19 protein-coding genes and 1 pseudogene are annotated in these 20,066 nt (G+C 72.5%); 14 read left to right on the top strand and 6 right to left on the bottom strand.

The annotated features are described in order from the left end of the window. The first annotated feature begins 105 nt into the window (after positions 1-105). The 7 genes from HHX40_RS31800 (at position 106) to HHX40_RS31775 (ending at position 8,085) form a co-directional block, all read left to right on the top strand. Entirely contained in the window at positions 106-921 is an 816-nt protein-coding gene (locus HHX40_RS31800; RefSeq protein WP_182883539.1) for a glycerophosphodiester phosphodiesterase, read from the top strand. Between the two features lie 61 nt (positions 922-982). Continuing rightward, positions 983-1,105 (top strand): hypothetical protein, encoded by a 123-nt coding sequence (locus HHX40_RS37340; RefSeq protein WP_259402575.1) that lies wholly within the window; start codon positions 983-985, stop codon positions 1,103-1,105. Between the two features lie 88 nt (positions 1,106-1,193). Beyond that, positions 1,194-2,348, top strand: a complete 1,155-nt coding sequence (locus HHX40_RS31795; RefSeq protein ID WP_182883538.1) for a YcaO-like family protein — start codon at positions 1,194-1,196, stop codon at positions 2,346-2,348. A gap of 89 nt (positions 2,349-2,437) precedes the next feature. Continuing rightward, on the top strand, positions 2,438-4,555 hold the full coding sequence (locus HHX40_RS31790) for an NACHT domain-containing protein (protein ID WP_182883537.1): 2,118 nt from the start codon (positions 2,438-2,440) through the stop codon (positions 4,553-4,555). Then, complete coding sequence (locus HHX40_RS31785; protein WP_220499829.1) at positions 4,552-5,673, top strand: zinc metalloprotease; 1,122 nt, start codon at positions 4,552-4,554, stop codon at positions 5,671-5,673. Before HHX40_RS31790 ends, HHX40_RS31785 begins: the two co-directional genes overlap by 4 nt. Before the next feature lie 4 nt (positions 5,674-5,677). Continuing rightward, positions 5,678-5,986: a hypothetical protein gene (locus tag HHX40_RS31780; RefSeq protein ID WP_182883536.1), complete on the top strand. Its 309-nt coding sequence runs from the start codon at positions 5,678-5,680 to the stop codon at positions 5,984-5,986. Further along, entirely contained in the window at positions 5,983-8,085 is a 2,103-nt protein-coding gene (locus HHX40_RS31775) for a serine protease (protein ID WP_310738373.1), read from the top strand. The genes HHX40_RS31780 and HHX40_RS31775 overlap by 4 nt, the downstream gene beginning before the upstream one ends. On the opposite strand, the gene HHX40_RS36080 is transcribed toward HHX40_RS31775, so the two are convergent. The 3 genes and pseudogenes from HHX40_RS36080 to HHX40_RS31765 all read right to left on the bottom strand — a co-directional run bounded on the left by HHX40_RS36080 (position 8,073) and on the right by HHX40_RS31765 (position 9,932). Continuing rightward, positions 8,073-8,228: a hypothetical protein gene (locus tag HHX40_RS36080; protein ID WP_220499828.1), complete on the bottom strand. Its 156-nt coding sequence runs from the start codon at positions 8,226-8,228 to the stop codon at positions 8,073-8,075. The two genes, HHX40_RS31775 and HHX40_RS36080, sit on opposite strands and share 13 nt — an antisense overlap. Positions 8,229-8,322: 94 nt before the next feature. Beyond that, a pseudogene (locus HHX40_RS38355) lies at positions 8,323-9,138 on the bottom strand (spore photoproduct lyase family protein); the annotation flags it as partial. Between the two features lie 38 nt (positions 9,139-9,176). Continuing rightward, complete coding sequence (locus tag HHX40_RS31765) at positions 9,177-9,932, bottom strand: DNA-formamidopyrimidine glycosylase family protein (RefSeq protein WP_182883535.1); 756 nt, start codon at positions 9,930-9,932, stop codon at positions 9,177-9,179. A gap of 157 nt (positions 9,933-10,089) precedes the next feature. Between HHX40_RS31765 and HHX40_RS31760 the strand changes: the two genes are divergently transcribed. The 3 genes from HHX40_RS31760 (at position 10,090) to HHX40_RS31750 (ending at position 11,897) form a co-directional block, all read left to right on the top strand. Further along, a complete protein-coding gene (locus tag HHX40_RS31760; RefSeq protein WP_182883534.1) occupies positions 10,090-10,500 on the top strand; it encodes a histone-like nucleoid-structuring protein Lsr2 in 411 nt (136 codons plus the stop codon). 197 nt (positions 10,501-10,697) lie between these two features. Next, positions 10,698-11,120 (top strand): hypothetical protein, encoded by a 423-nt coding sequence (locus tag HHX40_RS31755; protein ID WP_182883533.1) that lies wholly within the window; start codon positions 10,698-10,700, stop codon positions 11,118-11,120. Positions 11,121-11,291: 171 nt separating this feature from the next. Next, positions 11,292-11,897 carry a DUF1707 SHOCT-like domain-containing protein gene (locus HHX40_RS31750; protein WP_182883604.1) on the top strand — a complete coding sequence of 202 codons (606 nt, stop codon included), beginning with the start codon at positions 11,292-11,294 and terminating at the stop codon, positions 11,895-11,897. A gap of 136 nt (positions 11,898-12,033) precedes the next feature. Here the strand turns inward: HHX40_RS31750 and HHX40_RS31745 are convergent, their stop codons facing one another. The 3 genes from HHX40_RS31745 to HHX40_RS31735 all read right to left on the bottom strand — a co-directional run bounded on the left by HHX40_RS31745 (position 12,034) and on the right by HHX40_RS31735 (position 17,236). Beyond that, complete coding sequence (locus HHX40_RS31745; RefSeq protein WP_182883532.1) at positions 12,034-13,440, bottom strand: AMP-binding protein; 1,407 nt, start codon at positions 13,438-13,440, stop codon at positions 12,034-12,036. Between the two features lie 312 nt (positions 13,441-13,752). After that, positions 13,753-14,829: a hypothetical protein gene (locus HHX40_RS31740; RefSeq protein ID WP_182883531.1), complete on the bottom strand. Its 1,077-nt coding sequence runs from the start codon at positions 14,827-14,829 to the stop codon at positions 13,753-13,755. Between the two features lie 256 nt (positions 14,830-15,085). Then, positions 15,086-17,236 carry a peptidase domain-containing ABC transporter gene (locus HHX40_RS31735; protein WP_182883530.1) on the bottom strand — a complete coding sequence of 717 codons (2,151 nt, stop codon included), beginning with the start codon at positions 17,234-17,236 and terminating at the stop codon, positions 15,086-15,088. Positions 17,237-17,481: 245 nt separating this feature from the next. Here HHX40_RS31735 and HHX40_RS31730 point away from each other — a divergent pair, with 245 nt between their 5' ends. The 4 genes from HHX40_RS31730 (at position 17,482) to HHX40_RS31715 (ending at position 20,031) form a co-directional block, all read left to right on the top strand. Further along, a complete protein-coding gene (locus tag HHX40_RS31730) occupies positions 17,482-17,637 on the top strand; it encodes a hypothetical protein (protein WP_165900703.1) in 156 nt (51 codons plus the stop codon). A gap of 12 nt (positions 17,638-17,649) precedes the next feature. Further along, a complete protein-coding gene (locus HHX40_RS31725) occupies positions 17,650-17,802 on the top strand; it encodes a hypothetical protein (protein ID WP_165900704.1) in 153 nt (50 codons plus the stop codon). Between the two features lie 134 nt (positions 17,803-17,936). Then, positions 17,937-18,926, top strand: a complete 990-nt coding sequence (locus HHX40_RS31720) for an MvdC/MvdD family ATP grasp protein (protein WP_182883529.1) — start codon at positions 17,937-17,939, stop codon at positions 18,924-18,926. A 1-nt stretch (position 18,927) separates the two neighbouring features. Then, on the top strand, positions 18,928-20,031 hold the full coding sequence (locus HHX40_RS31715) for a TIGR04500 family putative peptide maturation system protein (protein ID WP_182883528.1): 1,104 nt from the start codon (positions 18,928-18,930) through the stop codon (positions 20,029-20,031). The last annotated feature ends 35 nt before the right edge of the window (positions 20,032-20,066 follow it).

The raw sequence follows: 20,066 nt of genomic DNA, 5'->3' as shown, positions 1-20,066 counted from the left end.
ATGCTCATCGAGACGGCACCCGGCCGCCATCGGGAAATCAACTCGGTGTAATGGCGCATGGTCAGGTTCGGGTCGTAGGACGCCTCCCGACACCCGAGGAGAACCATGCGCCGGCGATTCGGCCTTATCGTCGCACTCGTCCTGACCCTTCTCACTCCCGTCGTTCCCGCCGCGGCGGCGTCGCGGCCGCTAGTGGTCGCTCATCGCGGCGCGTCGGCGTACGCGCCCGAGAACACCGTCGCCGCGTTCCGGCTGGCCCGTGACCAGGGCGCCGACATGTTCGAACTCGACGTGCAGGAGACCGCAGACCATCACCTGGTGCTGATGCACGACACGACGCTCAGCCGTACGACCGACGTGGAGAAGGTCTTTCCCGGCCGGTCGCCGTGGCGGGTCGGCGACCTCACGCTGGCCGAGATCCGCGGGCTGGACGCCGGCTCGTGGTTCTCCCGGAAGTACGCGGGAGAGCGGGTGCCGACACTCGGCGAGACGCTGCGCGAGATGCGCGGCAGCGGTCTCGGGTTGCTGCTGGAGATCAAGGAGCCCCGGCTCTACCCGGGAATCGAGGCCCGGGTGGCCGAGGAGATCGGACGTGACCCGGGCTGGCGGGGCCGGATCGTGGTGCAGTCGTTCGACTGGGAGTCGATGCGCCGGTTCCACCGCCTCGTGCCCGGGGTGCCGATCGGTCTGCTCGGCACGCCGCCGGTCGCGGACCTGCCCCGCCTGGCGGCGTTCGCCGACCAGATCAACCCGCCGTACGCCGGTGTCACGGCCGGCTACGTCCGCCGCGTCCACAGGCTGGGGATGAAGGTCCTCGCGTGGACGGTGGACGCGCCCGCCGCCGTACGCCGCCTGACCGGCGCGGGTGTGGACGGCGTCATCACCAACAGGCCGGACGTCGTACGGGAGGTGGCCGGCTGATGGTGTTGGCCTGACCCGGACGCGGGCAGATGTCCCTCCCGCCTGTTGAAGGGAGCAGCCCATGGGACGCGGTGTGGACTTCGCCAGAGCCGAGTCGCTGGACGACGTCGAACAGGAGCTCACCGAGGCAGAACGCGAACGGCTGCGCGAGATCACCGAGGAGCGCGACGAGAACGCCGGTTAGCGCGGAGCGGGTCGTCCCGCTTCCGGAGGCGGTACGCCGGGCCGGTGCGGCCCTCGCGCATCTGGGCCTGACGCCCGACCTGGTGGACATGGGCGAGGGCCGGGAGCCGGCCGCCTGGCACTGCCGCCTGCGCGGGCCGGACGGTGTCCCGGCGCCGTCGGCGGAGGGCATGGGCAAGGGACGGCGCGCGGAGGCCCGTGCCGGCGCCCTGTTCGAGGCGCTGGAGCACTACCTGACGGGCCCGGCGCTGTTCGACCCGGCGGCGGTGGAACCCGTCGAACCGGCCAGGATCGCGGCCGGGCCGCTGCGGGCGGACGCGTCCGCCGTCCTGCTCGACGGCCGATGCGCCGCGCCGCTGGCCTGTCATCGGTATCGGGGACCCGGGGGCGCCGTCCCGGTGCCCCTGTTCCTATCCGCCCCCTGGTACGTCGAGGCGGACGCGGCGCGGCTGCGCGAGCGGGCCGGTGACGCCCACGACTACACCGGTCTGATGAGGTACAGCTGCAACAGCGGATCGGCCGTGGGCGTCACCGCGACGGAGGCGCTGCTGCACGCGCTCAACGAGACGATCGAACGCGACGCGCTCTCCCTGCTGCTGGTGCGCGCCTTCCTCGGCACGGGCGAACGGCCGTCGGTCGTCGATCCGCGCACCCTGCCGCCCGAGCTGGCCCGCGCCCACGCCGTGGCCGGTCAGGTCGCGGGAGCGCCCGTCCACCTGCTCGACATCACCGGTGACCTGAGGGTTCCCACCATGCTCGCCTACGTCGCGCCGACGCCGGACCGCCCGCACCGGCGCGGAGCCGGAACCTCCCTGAGCCCCGCTCACGCCGCGTGGCGGGCGCTCACCGAGCTTGTGCAGACCACCGTGGGCGAGCGCATCCAGCGCCGGGGGGACGCGGAGCGGCTCGCCCGGTATCCCGAACTGCTGGCGTGCGGGCGTTTCGACCTCACCGAGCATCTGCACGCGGCCCGTACGGTTCCCTTCCCCGAGGACGGAGCACGGCCGGGCCGTCCCCGGGACCAGCTCCGCGAAGTGGCCGCCCGCCTCGGCGCGCGCGGCTACACCCCGCTCACGCGTACGGTGGCCGTTCTTCCCGGGCGGATAACGGCCGTGCACGTCGTCGTGCCGGGCCTGGAGCGCTTCATGCTGGTCGTGGAGGGCAACCTCGTCCTGCCGGGCCCCCGGGGCCGGGCCGCCGTACGGGCCGCAGACGCAGGGCGGAGTGATCTACCGGAGGCTTGACCTGCCCGCGCGCAGGTGTACGAGCACTTTTCCACAATGGGCGGATTCCCTTCTTACTCTTCCGGCAGAGCGGCTCGCATGATGGCCTTGTGGAGAGGTCGCGGTGGCATCGGCGGCACCACACGAGGACCTCGGTGGTGCTGGGGATCCTGTTCCTGGCCCTGGCGCTGGTGCTCCTGCTGCTGAACCTCAATCTGCTGCTGCCGAAATCGACGCCCCGCCTGATAGCGCTGAACGTCGCGCAGCTCATGGCCACGGCGACCGGCATCGTGGGCCTGGTGAACGGGGGCGTGCAGTTCGTGTCCTGGTGGGTCAGGTCCAGGAGACCCTCACCGGCCCCCACCCGGAGCGATGTCGACAACGCCAAGGACGCCCTCGCCGGTCTCGTGGCCGAGCAGTGGAAGGACGAGACGATCCTGAGGTCGCTGGCGGACCCCGAGCCCATTCCGGTGCCGTGGCGGTCGACGGAGCACGCCGAGCTCATGGACCACCCCCGCATGATCGCCAAGGACTTCGTCAGCTTTCCCAGCCTGAACGCGGACCTCGCCGGCATGGCGGCCGACTTCCGCGCGCTGCGATGCCGTCGTCTGGTCATCATCGGGGGCCCGGGATCGGGCAAGACGACCCTCGCCGTGCAACTGCTGATGGAACTGCTGCGGACGCGGCTCCCCGATGAGCCCGTTCCCGTGCTGCTGTCGGCGGCACGCTGGGACGCCGAGGTCCATCCCCGATTACAGGACTGGCTGGCCGACTGCCTCGCCGTCGACTACCCGGCGCTGACGGCGGACGAGTACGGTCCCGACGCCGCGAAGACGCTGACGGCGCGCGGCGAGGTCCTGCCGGTCCTCGACGGCCTGGACGAACTGCCGGGACAGGCACGGGCCGGGGTGCTCAAGGCGCTCAACCACTCGATGAGCGGCCGCGACCAGTTGATCCTGACCTGCCGTACGGAGCAGTTCGCCGAGTCCGTCGACCTGCTGGGAGACGTGCTGACCGCGGCGGCGGTCATCGAGCCGGGGGAGATCACCGCCGACACGGCCGCCGACTACCTCCAGGCGTGCCTGCCGCCCAGGCCGCACCCCGCCTGGCTCAACGTGCTGGACGCGCTGAGGAAGGGGAACGCGCCCGCCCTCGCCGAGGTGGCCGCGACCCCGCTGGGGCTCTGGCTCGTCCGGTCCGCCTACGTCGTCACCCGCCAGGACCCCGCGCCGCTGCTCGAACTCGGGCGGGCGGACGCGGCCCGTCTCTACGACCACCTGTGCGAGCGGTTCATTCCCGCCCTCGTCGGCTCGCGTACCCCCGCCGCGGACGCCGACGAACCGTTCCGGCCCCGGCACGCCTGGGACCCGGAGCACGTGCGGCACTGGCTCGCCTACCTGTCGGGTCAGATCCTGACCGTCGGGGAGGACACGCGCAACGTCGCCTGGTGGCATCTCGCGCGGTACGCCTCCACGCGGACGGTCCGGCTCGCGGTCAGCGTCGCCAGCGGAACCCTGGCGGGCATCCCGATCGCGGTGGTGACCCACACGCCGGCCGCCGGAGCGCTGATCGGCCTGGTGTCCGCGATCGCCGTGCTGGTCATGACGAGGTCGTGGTTCACCGAGCCGCCGGGTCATGCCGACTTCAAGGTGCGCGGCCGGCTGGCCACGCTCGGCCGCACGCTGGCGGAAGCCGTCGTGGCCGCCCTGCTGGGCGCGCTCGTGGGCGGACTGATGAGCCACAGGGTCGACGGTGCGCTCAAGATCGCGGTGCTGTCCGGGCTCACGTACCTGCTCACCGTGGGTCTGACCCGCTGGGTCGAGCATCCGACCAGCACCGCGACGGCGCGCTCTCCCCGGTCGACGTGGTGCGCCGACCGCAACCTCACGCTCATCCGGGCGCTGTGCGGGCTGGGCGTCGGCCTGATGGTCGGAGTCCTCAGCCATATGGCCGGATTGAGCACCCCGACCGCGCTCGTGGGAGGCCTGCTGCTCGGCTTGCTGTTCGGGCTCGTCCTCGGCAGCCACCACGCCTGGCTCGCCTACACGCTGACGATTCCGCGGCTCGCCAGGCGCGGACGGCTGCCGCTGCGCACCATGTGCTTCCTCGACGACGCCCACCGCCTGGGCCTGCTGCGCGCCGAGGGGCCGTTCTACCAGTTCCGCAACTTCGAGTTGCAGCGGCGCCTGGCGCGCGACCACACACCCGAGCGGAGGGACTCGCCATGACCGAACCGACCCGCTTCCCGGGCCGCGACCTGTGCGGGACGATGCTGGTGCACCGCAGGCTGCTCAACGAGAGCATGACCTATCGGGCGCGGCGTGCCGCGATCGAGACCCGGGCCCTGCGGTACGAGCAGGGGCGGCGTGGCCCCGTCCGGACCGAGGTGGTGACCATCCCGGTCGTCGTGCACGTGGTGCACGACCGGGCCGTGCCGGCCGACGACATCGCCGACGAACAGATCCACAGCCAGATCGAGGTGCTCAACCGGGACTTCCGCGCGGCGAATCCGGACGTGGCGAAGGTGCCGGACGTGTGGAAGGCCCTGGTGGCGGACGCCCGGGTGGAGTTCCGCCTGGCCACGCGCGGGCCCGACGGCGAGCCCGCGACGGGGATCGTGCGCGTCGCCACCGACCGGCACGACTTCACCGTGGACGACGCCGTGAAATCGGGGGCCACCGGAGGATCGGACCCGTGGCCGAGCGACGAGTACCTGAACCTGTGGGTGTGCCGGCTTCGCGGGGGCCTGCTCGGGTACGCCCAGTTTCCCGGCGGCCCGCCGCAGACCGACGGCGTCGTCATCCTCAACACGGCCTTCGGGACGACGGGCACGGCGGCCCACCCCTTCGACGGCGGCCGTACGGCGACCCACGAGATCGGCCACTGGCTGGACCTCTACCACATCTGGGGAGACGACGACGGCGCCTGCACGAGCGACGACAAGGTCGCCGACACGCCGAACCAGGCGGACGCGAACTACGGGCTGCCGGCTTTCCCCCGCGTCACCTGCGGCAACGGCCCGAACGGCGACATGTTCGTGAACTACATGGACTACACCGACGACGCCGGCATGTTCATGTTCACCCGGGGGCAGGCCGCGCGGATGAACGCCTGCCTGGAGGGCGTGCGGGCCTCTTTCCTCGTCTCGCCGGCGGCGAAGGAGGCACCCGCGAAAGAGGCACCCGCCACGGAGGAGCGCCTCACGCGGGCGATGCCGGAGATGTGGCATCCCAGCCACGACGGGGACGTGGAGCGGCTGCTCCAGGACAGCGAGCGGCTGACCACCGAGGTGCTGAACGACATCCGCGCCGCGATCGGCATGGTCGGCGGCCACCCGGACGGGTGAGCCCGTGACGGAACCGGACATCGGCATCGTGGGGGAGTGGCTGCACTCCTACGAGGAGGACACCGGCGACGCGGAGGTCTACCGCCCCGCGCGCCATCCGTTCCGGCCCTCTCGCCGTCCGCGCCGGGGCCTGGAGTTCCGGGCGGACGGCACGTTCGTCGAGCTCCGCCCCGGCCCCGCCGACCGCCCGCGGCCGGTGACGGGCCGCTGGCACGCGCGGGAGAGCGGCGTGCGCGTCGTCTTCCCCGAAGGCGGGCGCACCGACCTCACCGTGCTGTCCTGCCAGGGCGGCGTGCTGACGATCGCGAAGTGACGGGAGACGCCGTGGACATCGCCGACGAGGTCCGGAAGAAGGGCCTGCGCCACGCCAGGGCGGCAGCCGTACGGTATCGCCGCAGCGGCACGGTCCGGGACGAGGTGCGCCGCAGGCAGAGCGAGGGCGACGCCTTCCCCGACTCGCCGGACCTGCTCGCGGCCCGTGCCGCCCGGCTCGTCCAGCGTCAGGGAGTGCCGGTCGAGGCCGTGATCGACGCCACCCGGGGCGTCCGCCTGGACCGGCCCGCGATGCACGAGCGCATCCTCGGCGTCGCCAAGGACCTCCAGGCGTGGAGCTTCCTGCCGCGCGGGGCCCGGGCGGCCCGCACCGTCGCCAGGATCTCGGTGCGCGAGAACGGCCGGGAGCTGCCGATCGGCACCGGCTTCCTGGTCTCGCCCCGGCTGCTGCTGACCAACCACCACGTCCTCCCCTGCCCGGAGGCCGTACGGCAGGCGTTCGCCGAGTTCGACGCCCAGGTCGGCGTGGACAACACGCCCGAGGTGGCCAAGCGGTTCGCCCTCGATCCGGACGCGTTCTTCGTGGCCGACGAGGGCCTCGACTTCGCCCTCGTCCTGGTCGCTCCCGAGGCCGGCGGACGGCCGGCGGGGGAGATCTTCGGCTGGAACCGGCTCAGCGCGCAGCCGGGCAAGCTCGTCATCGGCGAAGCGGTGAACATCGTCGGCCATCCCGGGGGCCGGTTGAAGGAGATCTCCATCCGGGAGAACCGGCTGGAGGTCCGTCTGGACGACTTCCTGCAATACCAGACCGACACGGAGCCGGGCAGTTCGGGCTCGCCCGTGTTCAACGACCAGTGGGAGGTGACGGCGCTCCACCACGGCGGCGTGCCGAGGACCGACGACCAGGACCGCATCCTCCGTCGCGACGGCCAGGTCTGGCAGGCCGGTGACGGCGACGACGCCGTGGACTGGGTGTCCAACGAGGGCGTGCGCGTCAGCTCGATCCTGCGGCACCTGGTCACGCTGCGGTTCGACGGCGCGTGGACGGCGCTGCTCGCGGAGATGGGGCCGGAGTCGGGGCTCCTGGACGGCCGCGCCGCGGGATCGGCTCCCACCGCGTCACCCGTGACGGCGCCGGCGGAGCCGGTGGAGCCCGCGGCCACGCGGACGGTCACGCCCGGATCGTCAGAGGCCACCACGGTGTCTCCTGACGAGCCCGGCACGACGGGGCTCGCCGCGGACTCCGCGGCGTTCGGGGGCGCCCTGCACCTGGTGTTCCTGCACGGCCGAGGCCAGCAGGGACGCGACCCCGAGCACCTGCGCCGTTACTGGACGGCGGGCCTGAACGGCGGGCTGACCCGGGCGGGACTGCCCACGATCGCCCCGGGGGACGTCTGCTTCCCCTTCTACGGCGACCGGCTCGCCGAAGCCCTGCGGCCCTCCCGCCCCGCGCCGCACTCCCTTGAGGAGATCTTCGCCGACCCGGTCGACGCGGCGGCTCCCGTGCTCTACGGCACGAGACGGCTGTACGAGCAGCTGATCGTGGAGGCCGCGGCCAGGGCCGGGATGCCCGGAACCCGGCCGACGGGCGGGGAACGGGCGGACCTGGTGCACGGTGGGTTGAGCTGGCTGGCGGCCGTCACCGACCTGGACCGGCTCGCCATCGCCGCGATCTTCGCGGACGTGGCCGCCTACCTGGGGGACGAACGGGTCCGGGAGGCCGTGCTGGACACGGTGCTGCGGGAGACGCCCCGCGGCCCGCTGGTGATCGTCAGCCACAGCCTGGGCACGGTCGTCGCGCTGGACCTGCTCATCCGCCTCGGCCCGGCCGTGAACGTCGGTCTGCTCGTCACCGCGGGCAGCCCGCTCGGCCTCGACACCGTGTACCGGCGCCTGCTCGCCGGCGGCCCGCAGCGTCCCGGCCAGGTGGCCCACTGGTTCAACGCGTGGTGTCCCACCGACCCGGTCACCGTCGGATGCCCGCTCGACGACGATTGGCAGGGCGAACTCGTCGAGACGTGCGTCACCAACCCCTTGAGCCGGGTGCACGACGTGGAGGAGTACCTCGCGCACCCCGAGGTCGCACGCGAGATCGGCGCGGCCCTCCCCGCCGCGTACGCCCGAGGTCAGAAGGCGTAGCGGACCCGGCAGTACGGCAGCCTCTCGGCGATCAGGCCGGTGAGCGCGGTGACGTAGCGGCCCTTGTGGCCGGTCTTGTAACGGACGTTCCATCCGCCGGTCTGCGAGCGCTTGGGCTGCTGGAGGTCGGGACGCCACAGCACCTCCTCGGCCTTGGGATGCCAGCCGAGGTTGACCTCGTGCAGGCGGTCGTTGTGGGTGAGGAAGATGACCTCGGCGGCGAGCTGCGCGCGCCGCCGGGCCCAGCGCGTCGTCGAGCTGCCCGAGCAGCTCGGCCCAGTCCTCCAGCCAGCCGTCCCGTACGACGACGGGGCTGAAGTTGACGTGCACCTCGTATCCCGCCTCGACGAAGTCGTCGATGGCCGCGATGCGGTCGGCGACGGGCGAGGTGCGGATGTCCAGCAGCTTGGCGTCCGCGGCCGGCATCAGGCTGAACCGGACGCGCGTACGGCCTTGCGGGTCCCAGCCGAGCAGGTCGCGGTTGACGTACTTGGTCGCGAAGCTCGCCTTGGCGTTCGGCAGGTCGCGGAACAGGTCGACGAGGTCGCGCACGTTGTCCGAGACGGTCGCGTCCACCGAGCAGTCGGAGTTCTCGCCGATGTCGTACACCCAGGCGTGCGGGTCGACCTGGTTGGGCTCGGGCTTGACGCCCTGCCGTCCCGCGTGCCGGGCGAGATAGCCGGTGATCTTGTCGATGTTCGCGAACACCGTGATCGGGTTGCTGTAGCCCTTGCGGCGCGGCACGTAGCAGTACGCGCAGGCCATCGCGCAGCCGTTCGCGGTGGAGGGCGCGATGAAGTCGCTCGACCGGCCGTTGGGCCGCGCGGTGAGCGACTTCTTGACGCCGAGGACCAGTGCCTCGGTCTTGATCCTGACCCAGCGGGAGACGTTCGACTCGTCCCCGTACAGCTCGGGGATCCGGTGGTGCGACTCGATCTCGACGCGCTCGGCGTCGGGGAACCGCTGGAGGATCTCCTTGCCGCGCGGCAGTCCGGCCGCGGCGGGCTCGACGTAGAGGCGGCGGATGTCCAGGAGCCGGTGGCCTTCGTTCACCTGGGTGTAACAACCTGGCGGTGGCGTGACTTCCCAGGTCAGGGGGCATGTGCGGGCTGGTCGACGGGGCACGCGTACGCCGTCCTCGCGGCCAGCGTCCAGGTGCGGACGGAGGTTCCGCAGCGGCGGCAGCGCTCGCGTTTGTAGACCCAGCGCTCGTCCGGCGCGTCCGGGTCGCTGACCACCTGCCCCGCGTCGCGGCCCAGCGCGAGATAGCGCACGGCGGTGTCCCAGAGCCGCCCCGCCGCCTCCGCGCCGATGCCGGCGGCGCGGGGATCGAGGCCCGTGAGGAAGAGCAGCTCCGCCCGCCAGGCGTTGCCGATCCCGGCCCACACCCGCTGGTCGAGCACGGCCGCGCCGACCGGGTCGGGGGCCGCGAGCAGGCGCCGTACGGCGTCCTCCCGGTCGGCGTCCCCGCGCAGGGGGTCGGGGCCGGTCGCGGCCCTGAGCGCGCGAAGCCTCCCCTCGTCGATCGGTTCGCACCGCATCGGGGCGATCAGGTCGAACGCCACCTCGCCGGTGGCCAGGCGAAGCCGGGTGCCCCGGCGCGGCTCGGCCGAGGGGTCGTCGTACCGCAGGAAGAGGCCGCGCATGCCGAGGTGGACGTGGATGGGCGGGGCGCCCTCCAGCCAGTAGAGCAGGTGCTTGCCGAGAGCCTCCACGCGCTCGACGACCCTGGCGTCGTACGGTGCCGCGTCGAACCTGCCCTGGGGACTGGTGGCCCGGACCATGCGCCCGGCGAGCGCCTCGTGCTGCTCGCGTGCGTGACGATGGACCAGATGCCCTTCCGGCATGCCCTGGCCCTACCCGCCCCGCCTCCGAAGTCACCCCCGGTCGTCCCGCCGGAGAGCGGCGGGTGGCGGGTTGCGGGTGACCAGCGCGAGCGGGATACCCCGCGAGTAGGATGCCACGGTCCGGAAAGACGTAGATCCACCTGGGAAAGGGCGGCACGTGGCGCAGAAGGTGATACTGGTTGACGACCTCGACCACTCCGAGGGCGACGACGTGGCGAGACGGGAGTTCCCGCTGCTGAACCGGACCTTCGCCATCGACCTGTGCGACGAGAACCACAAGCGACTGAACGAGGCGCTCGCCTTCGTCGAGGAAGTCCTGGAGAACGCCCGTGAGGTGAAGCAGGCGTCGCGCGCGAAGAAGGCGGCGGACGCGTCGCCGCGCCTGCGCGGTCACACGCTCACCGACGTCCGCGAGTGGGCCCGTGAGCAGGGGCTGGAGGTGCCCGCGCGCGGGAAGGTGCCCGACGAGATCCTCGAACGGTTCGTCGCGGCCCACCCCGGCGCCGCTCCGGAGGAGACCCCGGAGGAGCCGTCCGTTCGCAGCGCAGATTCGGACATTTCGGGATAAACGACGCATAAGTGGACTTCGGATGCCCCATTGCTCGCAATGGGGCATCAAATACGGTAAATCACCGTTTATCGGTCATTCGGTCTGGAAACCATGCAATCGCGGGGTGATGGCGGCTTAACGGTCACTGAACGACATAGCTCTCTAAGAGTGGATGTCGTGCAATCAGGCAGTTGATCCTTTAGAGGGGGACACGAATGCCCAAGCTCAAGAAGGTCATCGCCGGATTCGCATTCTCCACCGCGCTCGCCGGTGGCGCTCTCGCACTGAGCGCCGCGGCCGCGGGCGCGGCGACCGCTCCAACCGAATACGGCTACTCGGGCCCGGCTGAAGAAGTCCTGTTCAACAACACCTTCGCGAACAGCTTCAACAACTGGCGCACCGCCCCCCGCCGCAACCCGTGCGGCACCACCGAGTTCGGAGACGGCTACACCACAGTCGGGGTCAACAACACCTTCGACAACAGTTTCAACGACTGGCGCACCGCCTCCTTCGGTGGGGAGACGTGCGGCAGTGTCATTCCCTCGTGGAATGACTGCTGGTGGGACAACTGTCTCTGGGCCAACGCCGTCTGGGGATTCGACTGCGACAACAGCTGCTTCAGCGGCTGCCGCAACTAAACACCGGTGGAAGGTGCCCCTCCGCGGAGCGCGTGGAGGGGCACCTGCCGCCGGTCGTGCGGCGCCCCGGCACTCCGGCAGGGCGTGCGTCGGGCGCCGCGGTTCGGCGGGACCGCGTCGCGCGTACGTTCGGCTCCCTGCCGGGGGCCGAGGAGAACTATCGTGACCATCATGGATAACCCCCCCGAGCGTGGCGACTCGCAGACGTCGCACCTGCGTGCCTCGGACAGCAACAGGGAGCAGGTCGCCGCCCTGCTCGGCGAGGCTCTGAGCAACGGTCAGCTGAGTCACGAGGAGTACTCCGAGCGCCTGGACACCCTCTACCAGGTGAAGACCGTGGGAGAGCTCGACGTGCTCACCCACGACCTGCAGGTCGACCGGCGCCGTCCGGCCGCGACCCCGGTGTCCTACCATCCCGACGCGACCTCCGAGCCCGAGAGCGTCGTCGCCGTCTTCGGCGGCGCCGTACGCAAGGGCCGCTGGAGGGTACGGCGGAGGACCAAGGCGCTCGCCGTCTTCGGCGGGGTGCAGTTCGACCTCACCTCCGCCGAGTTCGAGGCGAAGGAGGTCGAGATCACGGTCAACGCGATCTTCGGCGGCGCCGAGATCATCGTGCCCGAGGGGGTCGAGCTGCGCTGCCACGGGACCGGCATCTTCGGCGGCTTCGACGTGCAGAACGGCCCGGACATCGATCCCTCTGCGCCGGTGGTCGTGGTGCGGGGCCTGGCGTTGTTCGGCGGGGTGAGCGGCAGGGCCGGGCGCAGGCGCGGCCGCTGAACCGCGCCTCTCCGGGAACGGCGGGCGGCCACGGGCCGTCCGCGACGGATCACCGCCTCCCGATGAGGCGGCGGTGATCCGCCCGGACCCCGCCCGGATCTCGCCGGTGCGCTCGCCAGTGGTCTCGCCGGTGTGCTCACCGGCGGCCGAGGTCACCCTTGACGACCTTGCCCAGCCGGTTCTTGGGCAGCTCCGCCACGAAGCGCACCTGCCGGGGCCGCTTGTGGACGGACAACTGGGTGGCGACGAAGTTCACGAGCTCGTCGGCCGGGACCGCGTCCGCCACGACGTAGGCGTGGATCTGCTCCCCGAGATCGTCGTCGGGGGCGCCCACGACGGCGGCCTCGCGCACCGCCGGATGCGCCAGGAGGGCGTCCTCCACCTCGGCGGCGCTCACCTTGAAGCCGCCGGTCTTGATGAAGTCGGTCGACGCCCTGCCCATGATCCGGTGGACGCCGCCGGGCCCGACGACCGCCAGGTCGCCGGTGCGGAACCAGCTGTCGGCGGTCATCGAGGCCGCCGTGGCCTCCGGTGCGTTGGTGTATTCCGTGAACAGGCTCGGCCCCCGCACCTCCAGCTCGCCCAGGGCGGAGCCGTCATGGGGCAGGAGGTCGCCGTCCTCCGCCACCAGCCGCGTCTCCACGCCGGGCAGGGCGGTCCCGACCCAGCCGGGCGTCTGGTCCTCTCCCGCCCGGCCGCTGAGCGTGACCAGGGTCTCGGTCATCCCGTACCGGTTGAGCAGGGCGTGCCCGGTGAGGGCCCGTACGTTCTCGAACAGGGCAGGCCGGAGCGGAGCGCTGCCGGAGACCAGCAGCCTGGCGCCGCGCAGGGCCCGCGCGGACTCCGGGTCGTCGCAGACCCGCGACCACACGGTGGGGACCCCGAAGTAGACCGTCCCCGGCGCCCCGGCGTACGCGCGCGGGGCCGGCCGTCCCGTGTGCACCAGCGCCGAGCCGGTGTGGAAGGCGCCGAGCACGCCGAGGATCAGGCCGTGGACGTGGAACAGCGGCAGCCCGTGGACCAGCGTGTCCTCCTCCGTCCACGCCCACGCCTCGGCGAGCGCGCCGAGGTTGGCCGTGATGGCGCCGTGCGAGATCCGCACGCCTTTCGGGCGGCCCGTCGTGCCGCTGGTGTAGAGCACCAGAGCGGTGGAGCCGGGGTCCGGGCCGGGGAAGGAGGTCTCCGGGCCCGCGACGTCGTCCACGGGGACGACGGGGACGCCGAGGGCGCCCGGGTCCTCCAGCGCGCCCTTCGCCGCCAGCATGAGCGCGGGAGCCGAGTCGCGGAGGATGTGGTCGCGCTCCATGGGCCCGGCGTCGGGGGGCACCGGGACGACCGGGACGTTCGCGAGCAGTCCCGCGACCACCGCGATCACGGTGTCCATCGTCGGCGTGGCGTGGACGGCGACCGCGGAGGCGCCCGCGATCCCGCCGGCCACGGCGCTCGCGGCGCGCAGCAGCTCGGCCGGCGCCAGTGCGTCGTCCCCGAGCCGTACGGCGGCGGCGCCGTCTCTTCCGGCCGCCTGTCGAAGTCCTTCCAGCATGGCCTGCGTCACCTTTCGTCGGTACTTCGAGGGTGGCACGGAAGGCATGCGCCGGGCGGAGTGCCGTACTGCCGAGGGCGACCGCGCGTCCGCGCGTTCACCGGGATCGTGCCAGTAGTGGGACGGAGGGCCGGAGCCGGGCCGCTGCCGCTCGTGGATTCGCGCCCGCTCCGATCCGCCGGCAGCGGCAGTATAGGCGGCCTCCTCCCGCGCGCCGGGTATGGCGGCCTCCCGGCGTGCCCGGCGTATTCTCGCGCCGGGCAGCCGGAGGCCGGCCCTCCCGCGAAGGCGAGGGCCGGCCGCATGGGGTGATCAGGACCCGGACGGGGCCGGGGCGTCGGTGGGCGTCGGCTCAGGAGTGGGAGACACGGTGTCGGAAGGCGTCTCCGCCGGGGCGCTCGGGGTGGTCGGGGCGGTCGGGGTGTCGGTCGGGGTGTCGGTCGGCGCCGTGGGCGTCACCGTCGGCGTCGGGCAGGGCTGGGGAGTGCGCCAGGCGGGCTTGCCGGAGCGCCAGTGCGGGAAGTACGGCGAGCTCTTGCCGAGGTTCCACAGCTTCTTGCTCGGCCGGGAGAGATCGAAGACGTAGGCGGCCGCCGCGGTCTCCCCCTGAGAGGCGGCGGGTGACGGTTCGGTCTTCGGCGCGACGGTGTCCGCCTGCCCCGGCACGGCGGGGGCCGCCGGAGCCGTCGACGTCTGCGGATCGGGCGTGGGCGTTTCCCCGGGGGGAGCCGGTGTGCTCTCGGGCGGCGTGGGCGTCGCCTCCGGGGGAGTGGGGGTGGTTTCGGGAGGAATCGGTGTGCTCTCGGGTGGTGTGGGGGTCTCCTCGGGAGGTGTGGGCGTGCTTTCCGGGGGAGTGGGCGTGGCTTCGGGCGGGGTCTGCGGAGCGGGCTCCGCGGCGACCACGGAGACCCAGGCGTCCTGCCGGATCTCGCCGCCGCGGCGGCCGCTGAACACCCGCGTCGAGTCGTCGACGGAGTACGACCGCTCGAAGCCGTCCTGGCTCCGGATGGTGACCGAGCCATCGGCCACGGCGACGGCCTGCCCGGTCTGGGTGAACACCGTGACGGTGTCGCACCTGTTCTTGGCCGGCACGACCATCTGGCCGTGCAGCACGCCGAGGAAGGGGCCCACCAGGGGCACCTCGGTGGTGGTCTCGGCCGGGAGGTCCACCGGCGTGGGGGTGATCGTCACGGTGGTCGTCACCACGGGCTCCGGAGCGTCGGCCGGCGGGGTGACGGGAGCGGCGGAGGCCGCCGCCACTCCGACGCCGCCGGTCGCGGTCAGCACGAACGCGGTGGCGAGGATCATGGGGTGGGAGATGCGCCTGCGTGGTCCGCCCGGGCCGGACGATTGTCCTTCCTTCGGGCGGCGGGGGTTGGTCGGCGTCACCGTTCCTCCATATCGTGCGGTGTGATGGTTTCCGCCGGACTGGCGGCGGCCGGAGCGCGTTGCTCCGCTACCCGACAGTGGCGATCGTTATATTTGTTGTCAAACCGTGTCTCTTCCGTGGGTTTGTGGAGACCTTTCCCATCTAGCCCGAATCCATGCGGGCCGATCTGCGGCCGGGCGGCCGGCCGACGGCTTTTGGGCAGGTCGGAAGGGTGGAAAGCGAAGTGAAAAATCTTCGGACAGCCCTCTCGCCCGGTCACGACTCCGGTGACGCGCCGGCCAGGCGCGCGTACGGCCCGCCCGCCCGCAGCAGGTCGGCGTGACCGCCGGCCTCCACGACCCGGCCGGCCTCCAGCACCAGGATGAGATCGGCGTCCAGCACCGTGCTCAACCGGTGCGCGATGACGACGCGCGTCATGTCCAGCCTGGCGAGGTTGGCCTCGATCGCCGCCTCCGTCGCCGTGTCGAGGTGGCTGGTGGCCTCGTCCAGGAGCAGCAGCCTCGGCCTGGACAGCAGGGCCCTGGCCAGGGCGATCCGCTGCCGCTGCCCTCCGGACAGGCCGCCCCCCTCGGCGAGCAGGGTGCCGTACCCCATCGGCATGGCCGTGATGTCGTCGTGCACGCAGGCGAGGCGGGCCGCCTCGGCGATCTCCTCGGCCGACGCGCCCGGGGCGTTCAGCGCGATGTTCTCGGCGATCGTGCCGGTGAACAGCACGGGTTCCTGCGGCACCACCGCGAACTGGCGGCGCAGCGCGCCCGGGTCGAAACGGGAGGCGGGGACGCCGTCGTAGCGGATCTCGCCCTCGGCCGGGGCGAAGAGCCCGAGCAGCACCCGGGCCAAGGTGGTCTTGCCCGAGCCCGACCGGCCCACCAGGGCGACCTTCCGGCCCGCCGGCACCTCCACGCTGACGTCCCGCACCACCCAGGGCGCCTCCGCCGTGTACCGGAAGCCCACGCCCTCCGCGCTGAGGCGGCCGCTCACCTCGGTGGTCACCGCGTCCGAGGGGACCGCCTCCGCCTCGGCCTCCCAGACGTCGGCCAGGCGGTCCACGTACGGCCGGGCCGCCTGGAGCGACTGCAGGCCGCTGATCAGCGAGGACAGCAGGGAGAGCGCGACGGCCGCGAGGGCCTGCAGCGCGAGCATCTCTCCCAGGGACATCTCCCCGCCGACGACCTGCCGCGCCCCGACCCAGACCAGGACCAGCGGGGCCGTGAACCTGATCGCGTCGAACACCGCCTGCTGCAGGCCCTGGGCCCGGCTGCTGCGCCCGGCCCGGCCGACGTACACCGCGAGCAGCTTCGTCCACCGGCTCCGGACGCGGGGTTCGGAGCCCGAGGCCTTGATGCTCTCGATGCCCCGCACCACCTCCACGAGCCGGCCCTGGACGTCGCTGCGCGTGTCCGCCTCGCGGCGGGCCAGGTCGCTCACGTGCCGCCGGGTGGCCAGCAGCAGGGCGACCTGGGCCGCCGCGAAGGCCAGCAGGCAGGCGCCGGTCAGTGGGCTGCGTACGGCCACCGTGACCAGGTATCCGAGCGCCAGCGGGCCGTCGAAGACCGCGAGGAGGGCCTGGCCGATCACGATCTCCCTGATCAGCACGGTGCCCATGACCTTGTTGGACAGGTCCACCGACGTCCGCCCGGCGAAGAACCGGAACGGCGCCGCGAGCAGGCGGGTCGCGGTGATCTCCAGCAGGTCGGCGTCCGCGCGGACGCGCAGGGCCGCGAGCGTGAACGCCCGCAGCACCCCGACCGCCGTGTGCGCGGCGAAGACCGCGAGCAGGCCCGCGCCGAGGGCGGTGATCAGGTCCCGTTCGCCCGAGAGGACCACCCGGTCGACGATCAGACCGGTCAGGGCGGGCAGGACGAGCCCGAACGCCTGCGTCAGGACGCTGAGCAGGGCCAGCAGGGCGACCAGGGACCGCCGCGCGGCGAACGCCGTACGGAGGAACCGGAGCCACGAGCGGCTCCGCGCGTTCCCGAACCGTCCCCGGGCGAACTCCGGCCCCGGTTCGAAGAGGAGCACCACTCCGCTGAAGGACTCGGCGAACTCCTCGTCGCTGATCCGGTGGCGCCCGGAACCCGGATCGGCGATGGTGACGCGCCCGCGCCCGAGGGCCTCGACGACGACGAAGTGGCGCGACTCCCAGTGGGCCACGGCGGGCAGGGGGACCTGCCGGATCCCGTCCGCGGGCAGCGAGAAGGCACGTGCGGTGAGGCCTCGCCGGCGTGCCGCCCGGATGAGTGAGAGAGCGTTCCCGCCGTCGCGCCCGATCCCCATCTCGTCCGCGAGCGCGCGGACCGTGGTGTGGTGACCGTGCGCTCCGAGGACCATGGCGAGGCAGGCGGCGCCGCACTCGGTCATGGAGTCCTGGAACAGCAGCGGCACCTTCGTGCGATTGAACCTCATGGTTCCCGCAGTGTTCCGTCGCCCACTGCGCGGAGACTTGGATCATCCGGCGTGGGAACGGGCCGCGGGGGCCCGGTTTCCGCGCCGCGGGGAGGCGGCGAGAAGGCCGGGCCCGCCCCCCGGCCTGCGGTTGCAGCGGTGCTCAGCCCCCCTCCAATCTGCTCGCAAGACGATTCCAAGATCTTCCACCGAGCCTTGAGGCGCGGGAGCCGTCCCGGCTCCCGTACGGAAAGGAGGGAGATCAGATGGGCAAGGACCTGCGCACGGAGCTGCGCGACATCTCCGAGATCGGCGCCGAGCTGGACGAGAGCCGGCTCCAGGGGATCAACGGCGGCATGGACCCCGAGGGGGCCTACAGCCACACCGGCCTGTACGCCAGCCGCGACGACGTCTACTGCTAGGGAGACACCGGAATGACTGTGCGGACCGTTCTCGCCGACATCGACGCCGTCGGCGCCGAACTCGACGAGGAGACCCTGCGGGGCATCAGCGGCGGCATGTGGCCCGAGTACAACACGGGCTCGTACGGCGGCAACATGTGCTCCTGGGACGACATCGCCCTCTGAGCGGCCCTTCGAAGCGCTTCCCGAAGTGCTCTGTGAAGCGCCTCTGAACCGCTTCTGAACCGTCGCTGAGGCACGGGGCGGGAGCGCCCGCGGCGGCGCTCCCGCCTTCCACCGTGATCACGAAAGGCCCGGCCTTGCCATCTCCGCACGTTCTCGTCCTCACGGGTGAGGACGATCCCCACGCCGACCGCGTCTGCGCGCTGCTCGCCGGGCGCGGCGCGCGGGTCACCGTCTTCGACCCCGGCGGCTTCCCTGTCTCCTGGAGGGTGGAGGTCGGCTACGCGGCGGACGGCCGCATGACGCCGCGCCTCCTGAGGGGCGGTGCGGAGGAGATCGCGCTCGACACGGTCACCGCGTTGTGGTGGCGCCGTCCCAGCCCGCCCGCGCCGCATCCGGAGATCGCCGACCCGGCGGTCGCCGCGCACGCGGCCAGGGAGTGCCAGAGCCTGCTCAGCGACCTGTGGGAGCACCTGCCGTGCCCGCAGCTCCCCGCCCGCGAGTCGGTCTGGCGCCGGTCCGGCCAGAAGGCCTCCCAGCTCGCCCTCGCGGCGGAGCTCGGCTTCGCCGTACCGGACACGCTGATCACCACGGACCCGGAGTCGTTCTTCGAGTTCCACGAGCGGCACGACGGCCGCGTCATCACCAAGACGTTCCACATCCCCTTCATCGAGGGCGTCGGCGACGGCCTCACCGTCACCCGGCTCAGCGAGCAGGTGTCGCCCCGCGACCTGGCGTACGCCGACGGGCTGCGGTTCTGTCCCATGATCGTGCAGGAGCGGGTGGACAAGCGCCTGGAGCTGCGCGTCACCGTCGTCGGCCGCCGGATCTTCGCCGCGGAGATCCACTCCCAGGTGTCCAACCGGTCCAGCGTCGACTGGCGGCGCTACGACACGCGGGTCACCCCGCACCGCCCGCACCGCCTGCCGGACGACGTCGCGGCCCGGTGCCTCACCCTCATGGAGCGGCTCGGCCTCGCGTACGGGGCGATCGACCTGATCCTCACCCCCGAGGGCCGGCACGTCTTCCTCGAGGTGAACCCCAACGCTCAGTGGCTGTGGGTGGAGCACCTCACCGGTCTCCCGATCAGCGAGGCCATCTGCGAACACCTTCTGCGAGGAGCCTGACGTGCCGATTCTCCCCGACCACCTGCTGAACGACGCCCTGGCCTTCCTGCGCCGGATCTCCGGCGCCGAGCCGGCCGACGCCAGGCGCCTGCTGGACGACCTGCGGGCCGGGCACCGGAACGTGCCGATGCGCCTCGTCTGGCAGCGCGACCATCCCGGCGGGAGCCACCACTACGACCTGCTGATCCCGGCGCCGGACGGCACGGTGTCGGTCGCCTTCGCGCCGGCGCGGGCCGTACCGTGGCCGCTGCGCGGCAGCCAGAGCGCCGGCGAGCAGGTCGTCGTCCGCGTCGACGGCGCCGACGTCAGGATGGAGCAGGCCATGGCCGTGCTCGACGGGCTGTGGGGGGACAGTTCGCTGGCCGTCCGCCTGGTGAACGCCGCCCTGGTGGAGCAGGAACTGGAGCGGGAACCGGTCGAGCTGACCGCCGAGGAGCTTCAGGAGGCCATGGACGCCTTCCGGCGGGCCCGCGGCCTGCTCACCGTGCGGGCCACCCGTGACTGGATGGCGGAGCGCGGGCTCGACCACGCGGCGCTGGAGGTGATCGTCCACCAGGAGGCCGCCATCGCCCGGCTGCGCCGCCGTGTGGCCGGTGAGGACGCCGCCGGGCTGTTCGCCGCCGACCCGGGCGGCCACGACCGCCTGAGCGTGATGCGCCTGCGCTATCCCCACCTCGAAGCCGCCCGGGCGGCGGCCGCGCGGCTGCGGGCCGAGGACGCCCGCGCGGCGATCTTCGCGAAGGCCGCCGAGGAGGCCTTCGCGTACGGCGCGGACGTCCGGCCGGCGCTCGTGTACCGCCGCGAACTCGGCCCGGAGGCCGCGGGCGCCGAAGCCGGGGACGTCGTCGCCGGCAGCGGGCCGGAGCCGCTGGTCACCTGCGTCCTGGAGGTGCGCCCCGCCGTCCTCGACGACGGGACCCGGCAGGCGATCGAGAACCGGATCTTCGACGACTGGCTCGCCCGCAGGCGGGCCGAGGCGAGCGTCGAGTGGATGTGGGGCACCGCGCGGCGGACCGGCTCCGTCACCCGGGCGCTCCGGGCGCCGGACGGTTCGCACGGCGCCTCGGAGGCCTCCCCGGCCGCCGGAGGGTTCGGAACGGTCTGAACCGGTCCCGCTTCCGCCCATCGGTCATCCGCGCG

The organism is Microbispora sp. H10949 (genome assembly GCF_014161435.1).
In the GTDB taxonomy this organism is placed as follows: Bacteria; Actinomycetota; Actinomycetes; order Streptosporangiales; family Streptosporangiaceae; genus Microbispora; species Microbispora triticiradicis.
The sequence above is the reverse complement of the archived record's forward strand: the minus strand, read 5'-3'. Positions and strand labels throughout refer to the sequence as shown.

Excerpts from the sequence above, each read along its gene's own strand:
- HHX40_RS31725 (WP_165900704.1), top strand. The coding sequence starts at position 17,650 with ATGACTGTGCGGACCGTTCTCGCCGACATCGACGCCGTCGGCGCCGAA.
- HHX40_RS31730 (WP_165900703.1), top strand. The coding sequence starts at position 17,482 with ATGGGCAAGGACCTGCGCACGGAGCTGCGCGACATCTCCGAGATCGGC.
- HHX40_RS31745 (WP_182883532.1), bottom strand. The coding sequence starts at position 13,440 with ATGCTGGAAGGACTTCGACAGGCGGCCGGAAGAGACGGCGCCGCCGCC.
- HHX40_RS31735 (WP_182883530.1), bottom strand. The coding sequence starts at position 17,236 with ATGAGGTTCAATCGCACGAAGGTGCCGCTGCTGTTCCAGGACTCCATG.
- HHX40_RS31800 (WP_182883539.1), top strand. The coding sequence starts at position 106 with ATGCGCCGGCGATTCGGCCTTATCGTCGCACTCGTCCTGACCCTTCTC.
- HHX40_RS31795 (WP_182883538.1), top strand. The coding sequence starts at position 1,194 with ATGGGCGAGGGCCGGGAGCCGGCCGCCTGGCACTGCCGCCTGCGCGGG.
- HHX40_RS37340 (WP_259402575.1), top strand. The coding sequence starts at position 983 with ATGGGACGCGGTGTGGACTTCGCCAGAGCCGAGTCGCTGGACGACGTC.
- HHX40_RS31750 (WP_182883604.1), top strand. The coding sequence starts at position 11,292 with ATGGATAACCCCCCCGAGCGTGGCGACTCGCAGACGTCGCACCTGCGT.
- HHX40_RS31765 (WP_182883535.1), bottom strand. The coding sequence starts at position 9,932 with ATGCCGGAAGGGCATCTGGTCCATCGTCACGCACGCGAGCAGCACGAG.
- HHX40_RS31755 (WP_182883533.1), top strand. The coding sequence starts at position 10,698 with ATGCCCAAGCTCAAGAAGGTCATCGCCGGATTCGCATTCTCCACCGCG.
- HHX40_RS31785 (WP_220499829.1), top strand. The coding sequence starts at position 4,552 with ATGACCGAACCGACCCGCTTCCCGGGCCGCGACCTGTGCGGGACGATG.